Annotated in this window: 13 protein-coding genes; 5 read left to right on the forward strand and 8 right to left on the reverse strand. The window is 41.2% G+C overall.

The features are described 5' to 3' along the window. Positions 1–33: 33 nt before the first annotated feature. Together J2S05_RS14255 and dnaE are read right to left on the reverse strand one after the other, a co-directional pair. Entirely contained in the window at positions 34–1,269 is a 1,236-nt protein-coding gene (locus J2S05_RS14255; protein WP_306983905.1) for an NAD(P)-dependent malic enzyme, read from the reverse strand. A gap of 190 nt (positions 1,270–1,459) precedes the next feature. After that, entirely contained in the window at positions 1,460–4,780 is a 3,321-nt protein-coding gene (dnaE, locus tag J2S05_RS14260) for a DNA polymerase III subunit alpha (RefSeq protein ID WP_306983907.1), read from the reverse strand. A 91-nt stretch (positions 4,781–4,871) separates the two neighbouring features. On the opposite strand from dnaE, the gene J2S05_RS14265 reads away from it, so the two are divergent. The 3 genes from J2S05_RS14265 (at position 4,872) to J2S05_RS14275 (ending at position 6,016) form a co-directional block, all read left to right on the forward strand. Further along, positions 4,872–5,204, forward strand: coding sequence for a YtrH family sporulation protein (locus tag J2S05_RS14265; RefSeq protein ID WP_143846390.1), 333 nt, complete (start codon positions 4,872–4,874; stop codon positions 5,202–5,204). After that, positions 5,204–5,710 carry a sporulation membrane protein YtrI gene (gene ytrI, locus J2S05_RS14270; protein ID WP_306983910.1) on the forward strand — a complete coding sequence of 169 codons (507 nt, stop codon included), beginning with the start codon at positions 5,204–5,206 and terminating at the stop codon, positions 5,708–5,710. The genes J2S05_RS14265 and ytrI overlap by 1 nt, the downstream gene beginning before the upstream one ends. 87 nt (positions 5,711–5,797) lie before the next feature. Beyond that, entirely contained in the window at positions 5,798–6,016 is a 219-nt protein-coding gene (locus J2S05_RS14275) for a hypothetical protein (protein ID WP_306983912.1), read from the forward strand. Between the two features lie 51 nt (positions 6,017–6,067). Here the strand turns inward: J2S05_RS14275 and J2S05_RS14280 are convergent, their stop codons facing one another. After that, on the reverse strand, positions 6,068–6,994 hold the full coding sequence (locus tag J2S05_RS14280; RefSeq protein WP_306983913.1) for a DHH family phosphoesterase: 927 nt from the start codon (positions 6,992–6,994) through the stop codon (positions 6,068–6,070). Positions 6,995–7,095: 101 nt separating this feature from the next. On the opposite strand from J2S05_RS14280, the gene J2S05_RS14285 reads away from it, so the two are divergent. Continuing rightward, positions 7,096–7,389 (forward strand): YtpI family protein, encoded by a 294-nt coding sequence (locus tag J2S05_RS14285; RefSeq protein ID WP_306983915.1) that lies wholly within the window; start codon positions 7,096–7,098, stop codon positions 7,387–7,389. A gap of 62 nt (positions 7,390–7,451) precedes the next feature. On the opposite strand, the gene J2S05_RS14290 is transcribed toward J2S05_RS14285, so the two are convergent. From J2S05_RS14290 to J2S05_RS14300, 3 genes are all read right to left on the reverse strand, one after another. Continuing rightward, a complete protein-coding gene (locus J2S05_RS14290) occupies positions 7,452–8,756 on the reverse strand; it encodes a DRTGG domain-containing protein (protein ID WP_306983917.1) in 1,305 nt (434 codons plus the stop codon). Between the two features lie 86 nt (positions 8,757–8,842). Continuing rightward, the gene (locus tag J2S05_RS14295) at positions 8,843–9,088 is read right to left on the reverse strand and encodes a hypothetical protein (RefSeq protein WP_306983919.1); all 246 of its coding nucleotides are present in this window, start codon (positions 9,086–9,088) and stop codon (positions 8,843–8,845) included. Positions 9,089–9,165: 77 nt separating this feature from the next. Continuing rightward, positions 9,166–9,849 (reverse strand): metal-dependent hydrolase, encoded by a 684-nt coding sequence (locus J2S05_RS14300; RefSeq protein ID WP_306983921.1) that lies wholly within the window; start codon positions 9,847–9,849, stop codon positions 9,166–9,168. A 132-nt stretch (positions 9,850–9,981) separates the two neighbouring features. On the opposite strand from J2S05_RS14300, the gene J2S05_RS14305 reads away from it, so the two are divergent. Beyond that, the gene (locus J2S05_RS14305; protein WP_306983922.1) at positions 9,982–11,082 is read left to right on the forward strand and encodes a M24 family metallopeptidase; all 1,101 of its coding nucleotides are present in this window, start codon (positions 9,982–9,984) and stop codon (positions 11,080–11,082) included. Between the two features lie 430 nt (positions 11,083–11,512). Here J2S05_RS14305 and J2S05_RS14310 read toward each other — a convergent pair whose 3' ends face one another. Further along, entirely contained in the window at positions 11,513–11,809 is a 297-nt protein-coding gene (locus J2S05_RS14310) for a hypothetical protein (protein WP_306983924.1), read from the reverse strand. 108 nt (positions 11,810–11,917) lie between these two features. Then, positions 11,918–12,067: a hypothetical protein gene (locus J2S05_RS14315; protein ID WP_306983927.1), complete on the reverse strand. Its 150-nt coding sequence runs from the start codon at positions 12,065–12,067 to the stop codon at positions 11,918–11,920. Positions 12,068–12,082 lie beyond the last annotated feature (15 nt).

The raw sequence follows: 12,082 nt of genomic DNA on the forward strand, positions 1-12,082 counted from the left end.
CCGGCTTGTTGTATATATAATAAACAAGTAGTATTACTCGTTAATTAATGTCATCTCTCTCGTACGCGCTGCTACTTCTTCTGGGTCTACTTTTATACGAGCAACTCCAGTTTCCATAGCGGTCTTAGCTACGGCTGCTGCCACTGCTGGCGCAACACGTGCATCAAATGGTGCAGGGATTACATAATCAGTTGTTAGCTCTGATTCATCAATTAGGTTCGCAATCGCGTAAACGGCAGCAACCTTCATTTCTTCGTTAATATGTGTAGCACGAACATCCAAAGCACCACGGAAGATACCTGGGAAAGCTAGCACGTTATTTACTTGGTTCGGGAAGTCAGAACGACCTGTACCAATAACAGAAGCACCTGCTGCTTTGGCGTCCTCTGGCATGATCTCTGGAACCGGGTTAGCCATTGCAAAAATGATTGGATCATCATTCATACTCTCAACCATTTCTTTTGTTACAGCGCCTTCTGCCGATACACCAATAAAGACATCTGCCCCTTTGATTACATCAGCAAGAGAACCTTCAAGACGCTTAGAATTTGTCTGTTTAGCTACTGCATCTTTAACTGGGTTCATGCCATAGCTTCTGCCCTCAAAGATTGCTCCTTTTGTATCACACATAACAATTTCACGAACACCAAGGCTAAGCATTAATTTAATGATGGCAATACCAGCAGCTCCTGCGCCGTTTGCTACCACTTTAATTTCAGAAAGCTTTTTACCGCTTAATTTTAATGCGTTAATTAAACCAGCAAGAGTTACAATCGCTGTACCATGTTGGTCATCATGAAAAATAGGGATGTTTGTCTCTTTTTTCAAACGCTCTTCAATTTCAAAGCAATCAGGTGCAGCAATATCTTCTAGATTCACTCCACCAAATGTTGGTTCAAGTAATTTAACCGTTTGAATAATCTCTTCAACACTATTCGTACGAAGGCAAATTGGAAATGCATCTACACCAGCAAATGATTTAAATAATACAGCTTTCCCTTCCATTACCGGCAATGAAGCTTCCGGTCCGATGTTTCCAAGGCCTAATACAGCTGTACCATTACTAACAACAGCAACCATGTTGCCTTTCATTGTATATTCATAAACGTTTTCTACATCTTCAAAAATTTCTTTACACGGTTCGGCAACACCAGGAGAATAAGCAAGGCTTAAGTCTCTAGCATTTCTGACTGGAACTTTCGCTTTCGATTCTAGTTTCCCTTTATTCAATCTGTGAATGTGTAGGGCTTCCTCTCTTGTCGTTGGCAAAATATCCACTCTCCTTATAATATATATACTTGACCTATAAATGGCCCATCCTCTAACAAACACATTAATTATAAACAAAACTAGAGGCTGAGCCAAGTACATGGACTTCTAAGTTAGGTGAAATCTCTATTTTTTAAGTTTAAAAAGTCTAACAGTTTTCACCTTTACACAGGAAAGGATCATTTATCAGCTATCTTAACACAACATTCTCTTCGCCAAGTAAGCCCTTCAAGCTCCCTATGACAGGCCCAGATGCATCTATTCTGTAATTCTCAGGCATCTTTCGCCTCTCGTCTACGTCATAAAAGAATAGAATAACATCGGTACTTCCGTTTGACTGCAACAGCAGGTCCTTAACTTGCACAAGTAAGTCAGATTGAGATGAAACTCGAATGAATAAGGTTTTCATTCGTGCTCTATCTTGAAGCTTGTCTAATGGTACGGCCCGATCAACTAGAAACTGAGTCGTATCCCGACTATCATCCATCCGTCCTTCTAGAAATACCAGGTGATTTGGTTTTAAGAAATGTCCGCTTTCCTTCCAAACTTTCGGGAAGACTGTTGCTTCACACTGGCTACTTTCATCCCCAATTTTTAAGAAGGCCATTGGGTCGCCTTTTTTAGTAGTAATTCTACGTGAATCCTCTACTAAACAAGCAATTCGTACTTTTCCTTTGTGACTGTATGCCTCTTCTAGAGAAATCCGATCATAAGTCTGAAGTACTTCTTTGTATTCTTCTACAGGATGACCAGATAAATAGAAGCCTAACGCTTGTTTCTCATACATCAATTTTTCTGTAGCAAGTAGAGGTTCTGCATCCAGATAAGACGGTGGTTTAGGATTTAGTGTAAATAGTCCTTCCGTTTCCGCTTGAAACTCCCTAACACTTTTTCCATATTCAAATGCCTCATCAAGAGATCGTAACAAGACCGACCGCTCTATCTCCCACTCATCAAAGACTCCAGCCTTAATTAAACTCTCTACTGTTCGTTTTGGAACTAGTTGAGCGTTTAGTCGAGTACAAAAGTCAAACAAATGCGTAAAAGGCTTTCTCGTTCGTTCACGTAAGATCTCCTGAACAGCCTTAACACCGACATGCTCAATTGATAACAGTCCAAATCGTATACCATCCGAGCCATATGTAAATAAATGCTGGCTGTTGCTTATGGAAGGTGGGAGGATCACTTGCTTATGCTGTTTGGCTTCCTTTAGATAAAATGAAAGTCTCTCTTGATTATGCCATACAGAAGACAGAAGTGCAGTATAAAAAGCAGATGGATAATGCGTTTTAAGGTAAGCTAGCTGATAACTTAATAAACTATAAGCAACAGCATGGCTACGGTTAAATCCATAATTAGCAAAGCGTTCAATTAAACCATACGCATGTTCTGCTACCGATCGATCATAACCGAGTTCAGTAGAGCGTATAACAAAGTCTTTTTTTTGTTCATGTAAGTCGCTCTGATTCTTTTTACTAATCGCCCTTCTTAATAGATCTGCTTCAGCCATAGAGAATCCAGCTAGCTTTGAGGCTAATTGCATAATCTGTTCCTGATAAACCAACACACCATAAGTCGGACTTAAAATAGACTCTACATCCGCGTGCAAGTAGGTAACGGTGCGCTTCTTATGCTTCCCTTCGATATACGTAGGGATATAATCCATCGGGCCTGGACGATACAAAGCATTAACCGCTACAATGTCTTCAAATTCTGTTGGCCCTAGACGTGCTAATACATTCCGCATTCCATCGGACTCGAGCTGGAAAACACCCGTTGTATCTCCACTAGCAAGAAGCTTATAAGTGGCTTTGTCCTCCAAAGGAAATCTACTAATCTTCAATGACTTATTTTCTTGTTTATTTATACTTGCCAAGATCGTTTCAAGTAAGGTCAGGTTACGCAAACCCAAGAAATCAAATTTTAGTAGACCTACTTGCTGAACTACATCCATTGGAGCTTGAGTAAGTGGGATCTTAGCTCGACCTTGTTCTAATGCCACTCGCTCTGTAAGAGGCTCAGCACTTATAATGACACCAGCTGCATGCGTAGAAGTATGTCTTGGTAACCCTTCAATGGACTGAGCGGATTTGATCAAGTTTTCCACAGCGCTTTGATCCTGAATAAGTTGCTGCAATGCTTTACTTTGTTCTATCGCCTGAACAATGGTGATCTTAGGAGTGGATGGTATTTCTCTTACAATTCGTTCAAGTAAATTCGGTTCTGTACCTAACACCTTCGCCGATGCCCTTATCGCTGCTTTTGCTGCAAAGGTTCCAAATGTAATGATCTGTGCAACACGATCCTCACCATAGCGACCTTGCACATACTCGATCACTTCATCTCGTCTATGGTCCGGAAAATCAATATCAATATCCGGTAATGAAACACGCTCTGGATTCAAAAAACGCTCAAATAACAAATTATAGGCTAGTGGGTCCACATGCGTTATATACAGACAGTAAGCAACAATTGAACCAGCTGCTGATCCACGACCCGGCCCTGCGATAATCCCCTGATTCCTTGCGTACTTCATAAAATCCCACACGATTAAAAAATAATCACTGAAACCCATTTGTTCAATCACAGAAAGCTCATAATCAAGTCGTTTCTGGATCTCTTCATTCCGTTCACTATACCTTTGTTGCAATCCATTCTCACACAGCGTCCGTAAATAAGAGGTGGCTGATTGATCGGTTACAGGATATTTAGGGAGCTGAACGGTCAAATCAAGTTCGATATGCGTTGAATCAGCTAGCATTTCACTCTCTTTTAACGTTTGTGGAAAAGAATGAAATAATGACTCCATCTCTTCAGGAGTTGGCAAACAAAAGTCAGGATGATTTAATTCATTCAGGCCTTTTTCAGTAGCAATCGCCTGTAACAATTGATAAGAGTATTGATCTTCGTTACGCATATAACGGATCGGTTTTGCAGCAATAAGGGGAACATTTTGTTCTTTAGAAAATTGGTCTAATTGGCGTTGGAACGTTGTATCTTCGTCATGTTGAAGCTCTAAATACCAGGAAAGTTCTCCGCTTTTCCAAGTACGTAACCATTGAATGGCTTTTTCCTTTTGGTCTGATTGGATATAACCATATACAGCCCCCTGTTTATAGGGAATAATGACCGCACAGTGGTTGATAGATGCCTCCAGCCATTCTTGTTTCTCTACAAAAGCTTGTTTATCATTCTTCATGCCAATCATCGTAGCTAGGTGAAGCAGCTCTGTATAACCTGCATTTGACTTAGCAATCAAGCGAAGGGTAAAGAACTGCTCTTCCCCATCATCTCGAGATTCGGCAACCGTTACTTCTAGACCTAGCAATGGCTTTATACCATGCTTCAGACAGGATTGATAGAAAGGGATTGAACCATACATGACATGATGATCCGTTAGAGCCAAAGCCTGATAGCCAAGCTCTTTGGCTGTGCTTACGAGCTGATCAATCCGGTTTGCTGATTGTAATAGACTGTATTCACTATAGACCGAGGTCTGGACCATTCCCATGCTGATTCTCCCTTCAAATATATTAATGATGCATACTTTGTACAACCTACCTCATATACATGAAGACGACCATAAAAAGGAGGCGGCTGTGTTGACTAGAGAGATGCTTGCAACCTTAGTCATTGATTTTTTTGTTGCATTTGGTGTAATAATTGGCGGTGCACTAATCGGAGGCATAGGTGCATTCATCCTAGGAAAACCTCCACTTTTAGCCATCCATAACTTAGCAGGAAGCTTGAAAATTTGGGCTATCGTTGCTGCTTTAGGAGGAACATTTGATGCGATTACCACGTTGGAGCGTGGTTTATTTAGCGGCATACATGATGACATTTACCGAACATTGCTCATGGTCTTTGCCGCATTATGTGGTGCCCACACTGGAACCATCTTAATTCAATGGATTGTCGGAGAACCACTCTCCTAATGAGAATGCCAACAAACGTCCCCCGTCCAGGTTGGTTGCGGTTTTTTGCTGGCATTATGATCGGAAGTATTCTTGGATGGGTATTCTTTTTGTTCCAATATGGACAAATATATGAAGGCATGATGGTTACTAGAGTGCAACAAAATTTAAAAATAGAAACGCTACAGGAACGAATTGAACAACTGGTTAGTGAACAGAGAAATCAAAATGAAGAGAATCAAAAGAAGCTCACCATTCAACAAATTGAGATTCACTTTACTGACGATTCAGATTTAGATCTTGATCAGCTTACCGTCTACGAGATTCGTCAAAAAGTCTTATCCGAATTAGCTTATTTAGAGCGTAAGGATATTGAATCTGTCCACCATACAAAAGAACTGATGATCCGCACAATTGAAAATAAACGATTCTCCGTTGAAGATAAACGATATCACGTGCAAATCAATGAAGTGTACCTGTTCACAACACTCCATATTTACGCCGAAATTCGTCTAGAGGACACATGAATTATCTGAAATTTCATCAAAGGACTGGATTTAGCCAACTTTTCCTTTATACTAGAGAATAGACGAAAGGTAAGGAGGCCATCCAATATGGACGTGACTGGTAAAGATATGGTCATCAATCGTAAGGATATGGCACGAAAAAAGCTTGCAAAGCTCAAAGCAGGTCAAAGTGCCTTCACCGAGACCAAAGAAGTTGCCGATCTTTTGCGTAAGTATGCTAAAGAAGAAGGCGTTCTTTTTGAAGAAGATGACACTGATTTAGGTGCATGGTTTATCCCGCAATCCCAGACAGAGAAAAGTGAATAAGAGAGTAAAGAGAGGGCTTCAGTAAGAAGGCCTCTTTTCATTTGGTCTTTATTAGCTAATACGGATAAGCTTAGAGACAATCTCCTCTGTCTCTTCCCATGAATAAGCCGCCGTTGCACCGGAAGCCATTGTATGTCCCCCACCTTCATGCTCAGCAGCAATTCCATTAATAATTGGACCACGTGAACGCAATCTAACCCGAATACGATCTTCTTCTTCCACAAAAAACACCCATGTCTTTAACCCTTCAACTGAAGAGAATACATTAACGAGCTGTGAGGATTCATTCGAAGTGACCCCAAATGACTCAAGGACCTCCTTCTTTAATTTCATCACGCCAACCTTTTGATCATGTATTTCAAAATGTTGAAGAACATAGCCTTCCAATCGGGTCATCTTTAGATCACGTTTATATAGCTCGGCATAAAAATCATTCACTTCAATTTCTTGCTCAAGTAATAGTGCAGTTCTACGAAGCGTTTCTGGTTTAGTGTTAGGGTATCTGAACCTACCAGTGTCTCCAACAATGCCCGCATATAAAAGTAAAGCTGACTGTTTAGATAATGTTAAGTGTTCACTGTTCTCAACAAGCTCCACAATCATTTCGCTTGTTGAGCTTGCTGTGATGTCTACCCACATGACATCACCATAAGGCTCTTCATTCGGATGATGGTCTAGCTTGATTACCTTTGAACCAAGATTAAATCGATGATCACTGATCCGATCCTGATTAGCGCTATCACAAACAATCACTAATGCTTCTGAGTAAGCTTCATCTGGAATGCTATCCATCTCTCCCAAAAATACTAATGATGATTCTGTCTCTCCGACCGAATAAATTGCTTTTTCGGGATATGCTTCTTTTAAAATAGTGGCCAAACCAAGCTGTGACCCTAAAGCATCAGGATCTGGACGAACATGCCTGTGAATAATAATGGTTTTATGTTGAGAAATCATGTCTAAAATAGCCTGCTTCATAATGAACTCCTTTTATGTATGTGTTTACAATCGATCTAGCTATTTTTCAAAATGCGCGCTACAATGCAAATAAGGTAAATGTATCTCAAGGAGGTCTACTCATGGATAAATTGCTAATCATCCTCATTGTTTTAATGGGTGTCTTTTTCTTTTATAACCGAGTTCAGGCTTGGAGAAAGCCAGATTCACTGCTTAAGAAAATATTTGAGACCCGCTCACGCTTGTTTCTTGGTTTATTCCTGGGTGTGTTTAGTTTAAACTTGCTCATCAATCCTCGATCCGGAATTGATATGGCTGTAGGCATCGTCTTAATGGTGTTTGCTTTAGCTAACACCATTTATGGCTTTAAAGCGTACAAGCATTACATCGCTCAGGCTGAACCAAGCAATTCATAAAAACAGGATGGACCCATAAGCCGCGTTTGGCTTATGGGTCTTAACTTTTTGTACCTGCCTATTTAATCAATAAGTTGAGCCATTAAGAGGGCTTTACCGACAATTCGTTCTTCATGATACAATTCTACGTCAATCTTAGCATGTTTTCTTCCAACTTCTAAAACTTTAGGAATGACAGTAATCGTACTATCAATTTGAACGGGTTTTAGAAAATACATGGTCATATTCTCAACAACCAAATCTCCCTTTGACCTTGTCCGTAAAATCCGACTCCCTGCTTCTGTAACTAAGGTTGTTATCACCCCGTACGAAACAGTCCCAACATGGTTACTCATTTGAGGTGTAATGTGACAATGATACTGTCCTTCTGCACCAGTCACTTGCTCCATCCTGCTCACAACAATATCCTCGATTGTTTCACCAACCTGAGGCTGACGCTGAATCATTTGTAACGCTTTTAAGACGTCTTGACGACTTACAACACCTGTTAGATGATTGTGGCTATCCACGACTGGTAATAACTCAATGCCTTCCCACACCATAACATGGGCAGCAGAGGCAACAGACGTCCGCTCACTAACCGTAATAGGGTCAGATGTCATGACTTTATCTATAGTGATTTGTTTGGAAACATCCACAACATCTTTAGCCGCAATCATACCTTGTATTTTGCCCATCTTGTCCACAATTGGATATCGACTATGTCCTGTTTGTTCATTCAGCTTATGCCAACGCTGCACTTCGTCATGTGTATATAACAAAAAAGTCTCTTCAAGTGGAATCAAAATATCATCTACAAGAACAATTTCCTTTTTGATTAGCTGATCATAAATGGCGCGATTAATCATAGCAGCCACTGTAAATGTATCATAGCTTGTTGAAATAATGGGAAGATCAAGCTCATCTGCTAGCTTTACTGTGTTTGGATCGGTATCAAAACCACCTGTAATCAACACAGCAGACCCTGCTTCTAATGCGAGCTTATGGGAATCATAGCGATTACCTACAATGAGCAGATTCCCAGCTGTGACATATCTCATCATCGCATCTTTCGTCATGGCGCCGATCACAAAACGATTCAACGTCTTGTGCAGTCCTTGTCTTCCTCCAAGAACCTGTCCCTCAACAATATTTACAATTTCCGCATAGGTTAGCTTCTCAATGTTTTCTTTTTTCTTTTTTTCAATTCGAATGGTTCCAACTCGTTCAATTGTACTTACAAGCCCTTGATTTTCGGCTTCTTTAATTGCACGATAAGCTGTACCCTCACTTAAAGCCAGGGCTTTAGCAATTCTACGTACAGAAATCTTCTCTCCGACATGCAAGTGCGTTATATATTCAAGTATCTGCTCATGCTTCGTAGCCATACTGCTCTCACGCCCTCATTCTTCCAACTAATAATCAACCGTTTGTACTTTCTTTATTATACGACTGAAAGAATGTGGCTTCAAGCTCATTCGTATTCTGCTGTTTTCTTTGGCAACATGACAGGTCGTCTACCCTCTTGTCTAACCACCTGACGCTTTGGATGAGACCTTACCCAGGCCAGAAGATTACTTACCAATACCAATGCAGCAAACGCTACCCAACAAAAGGCAAACCAACCCGTGATCCCACCCTCGCCAAGCGGTAAATATTGAACTCCATACGAAAATAAAACCCCCGCCAACAATAGACAAATCAAAAACCGTTGCTTCATTGTCATCACTCCCTATTGTATAAGGTATGCGGGCTTGTACAAAAAAAGACCAGCTAGATCGCTGATCTTTTTACTCGTTATAATGTAATGACATCTCCTGCATTCATCACTTCTCCTATGCCCTCTGGGAGTCTTGCAATAAAATCATCAGGACTTTGATCAATATCAGGGAAGGTGTTGTAGTGAATCGGAACAACCTTCTTCGCCTGTACCCATTCTGCTGCCGCAGCCGCATCCTCTGGTCCCATCGTAAGTGTGTCGCCAATAGGGAGGAAGGCTAAATCGATCTGATTGCGTTCTCCAATAATTTTCATATCGCCAAATAATGCAGTATCCCCAGCATGATAGATCGTTTTTCCTTCTGCTGTGAATAAAATCCCTGCAGGCATACCTGTGTAAATAATTTGTTTAGACTCTTCATCAATGACGGATGACCCGTGAAAAGCTTGCGTAAGCTTCACTTTACCAAAATCAAATTCACGAGCACCACCAATATGCATTGGTTGAGTCTTCACACCCTGCCAACCAAGATAGTTTGCCAGTTCAAATGTTGCAATGACAAGTGCATCATTTTTCTTTGCAAGCTCTACCGTATCTCCGACATGATCACCATGACCATGAGTCAGTAGAATAACGTCCACTTTTTGATCTTCTGCTTTTAAATCCGAGCTTTCATTACCCGTAATAAAAGGATCAATCAGAATCGTTTTTCCTTTAGTCTCAATCTTTACAACCGAATGTCCATGATAGCTAACGTCCATTTTACTTCAGCTCCTCTAAGCATTATCTATATACTAGTCTGTGTAACCGATTTTCACACAGTTAAAACGCTCGCTTTTTACAGAATTCAAAACACTATGATAAAATAGACCAAACGATTTCAGGAGGCTAACATGACATCAGCACGTTTAACAAGATTTCAGCAGTCTTTAAAAGAGCAACATATAGCCGCAGCGTTTATTCAAGGCAAAGAAAACGTATTTTATTTAACCGGCTTTAGAACGGACCCTCACGAACGTATCGTTGCGCTCATCGTATTACCAGATGAAGAGCCCTTTCTTATTGTTCCAGGTATGGAAAAATCCCTTGTTCAAAAAGCTGGCTGGACACATACTATTCTTACATACAGCGACACAGATAACCCTTGGACTGTGCTTCAGGACACTTTATCAAGATATACCTTCCAAGGTGACTCCCTATGGGTAGAGAAGCGTCTACTCCCACTTGAGCGTGCTGAACATTTACAATACCTGTTTGGTCAAAAAACGCTCGTAGATGCAGAACCTGCCTTAATGAAATTACGAACAATTAAATCCGAAGAAGAGATCACCGTTTTACGCAAGGCAGCTCAACTCGCTGACTTAGGTGTACAAATTGGAGTAGAAGCAATAGCAGAAGGTCGAAAAGAAATCGATATCCTTGCGAAGATTGAATATGAGCTCACTCTTAAAGGCATAACCGAAATGGCTTTCCAAACGACAGTAATCAGTGGCGCTAACTCAGCTGATCCACACGGTAAACCAGGTAACAAAGCAATCGAACATGGTGACCTTGTCTTATTTGACCTTGGTGTTGTATTGGACGGATACTGCTCAGACATTACTCGTACCGTAGCCTATGGAGATCTATCTGACTCCCTACGTAAGGTCTATGACACCGTCCTTGAAGCACAACTTGGCGCTATATCCTTATGCAAACCAGGAACAGAGCTTGGTGCCCTAGATCGCAAAGCCCGATCCATCATTACAGAAGCCGGATACGGAGAATGGTTCCCCCACCGCCTCGGGCACGGACTCGGAACGGATGTACATGAATTACCATCTATAAACGAAACCAATCAAGACAAGCTCCAAGCAGGAATGACCTTTACAATCGAACCAGGCATCTACCTACCGAATAAAGGCGGCGTTCGTATTGAAGATGACATACTCATCACCGAAGACGGACACGAGCTTTTAACTAGTTACCCAAAAGAATTACAGATTATCAAATAATGCTACGATGGCAGCCATCCTCTATGGGGATGGCTGCTTTTATATTGTAACTTTCTTTTCCCCATGTTAGGCTCGCTCTTCCCTCGTTAGATCCTCCTTTTCCCATGTTAGGCCCGCTCTTCCCTCGTTAGATCCTCCTTTTCCCATGTTAGAACCGCTCTTCCCTCGTTAGATCCACCTTTTCCCATGTTAGACCCGCTCTTCCCTTATTAGATCTTCTTTTTCCCATGTTAGACGCTCTCTTCCCTCGTTAGATCCTCCTTTTCCCATGTTAGGCCCGCTCTTCCCTTGTTAGATCCTCCTTTTCCCATGTTAGACCCGCTCTTCCCTCTTTACATCCTCCTTTCCCCATGTTAGACCCGCTCTTCCCTCTTAGATCTTCTCTTATCCACATCCACAACAAAACCGATGAACAAATTCATCGGTTTGTTTACTCATTTTTATTTTGCCAACCCCATGTGTAGAGGTGGTCATCCTCATCGATAAAACGGATATCAAATGATTCAAGTTTTGCATATTCTTCTTTTAATGCTTCTTCATATTGTTTGCGAGTCCGATCCTTTTCTACTTGTAAAGTGTTCAGTATTTGATCGACCTGCTTCTTGGCTGCCGCTCCCTTGATAACGGTTGACCCCTCTTCATATTCATAGTGATTCGGACTATCGTATTCCCACTCGTGCTCGGTTCCATTCTCTACAATGGTAATCCGTAGGGAAAAAGTCTGCATTAGCTCAAAGCCACCTGCGTATGTGGTCGTAGGGGCAGCGAAAAGCAACAGAGCGATCAGTAAAAAAGGTATTTTTCGTGTGATCAAATCCACTGCACTCACCTCGATTTAGAATCTCTCTCTTTCAGTTTTCTTCGTTGAAGGTTTACTTTGATCAATGGTACCCATGTTATAAGAGTCGAGTATTTGTTGATATACCTCTTGTTCGCCGTCTTCTGGCTGTACTGCATCTGATAATTCATTTTTTTCTTTATCCAAAATAAAAAGCCCCCT

This window comes from Alkalicoccobacillus murimartini (genome assembly GCF_030813245.1).
Classification (GTDB): domain Bacteria; phylum Bacillota; class Bacilli; order Bacillales; family Bacillaceae_D; genus Alkalicoccobacillus; species Alkalicoccobacillus murimartini.

What these genes read in the sequence shown, in the direction of transcription:
- dnaE (WP_306983907.1), bottom strand. Translation starts at nt 4,780, where the DNA reads ATGGGAATGGTCCAGACCTCGGTCTATAGTGAATACAGTCTATTACAA.
- ytrI (WP_306983910.1), top strand. Translation starts at nt 5,204, where the DNA reads ATGAGAATGCCAACAAACGTCCCCCGTCCAGGTTGGTTGCGGTTTTTT.
- J2S05_RS14275 (WP_306983912.1), top strand. Translation starts at nt 5,798, where the DNA reads ATGGACGTGACTGGTAAAGATATGGTCATCAATCGTAAGGATATGGCA.
- J2S05_RS14280 (WP_306983913.1), bottom strand. Translation starts at nt 6,994, where the DNA reads ATGAAGCAGGCTATTTTAGACATGATTTCTCAACATAAAACCATTATT.
- J2S05_RS14285 (WP_306983915.1), top strand. Translation starts at nt 7,096, where the DNA reads ATGGATAAATTGCTAATCATCCTCATTGTTTTAATGGGTGTCTTTTTC.
- J2S05_RS14290 (WP_306983917.1), bottom strand. Translation starts at nt 8,756, where the DNA reads ATGGCTACGAAGCATGAGCAGATACTTGAATATATAACGCACTTGCAT.
- J2S05_RS14295 (WP_306983919.1), bottom strand. Translation starts at nt 9,088, where the DNA reads ATGAAGCAACGGTTTTTGATTTGTCTATTGTTGGCGGGGGTTTTATTT.
- J2S05_RS14300 (WP_306983921.1), bottom strand. Translation starts at nt 9,849, where the DNA reads ATGGACGTTAGCTATCATGGACATTCGGTTGTAAAGATTGAGACTAAA.
- J2S05_RS14305 (WP_306983922.1), top strand. Translation starts at nt 9,982, where the DNA reads ATGACATCAGCACGTTTAACAAGATTTCAGCAGTCTTTAAAAGAGCAA.
- J2S05_RS14310 (WP_306983924.1), bottom strand. Translation starts at nt 11,809, where the DNA reads ATGCAGACTTTTTCCCTACGGATTACCATTGTAGAGAATGGAACCGAG.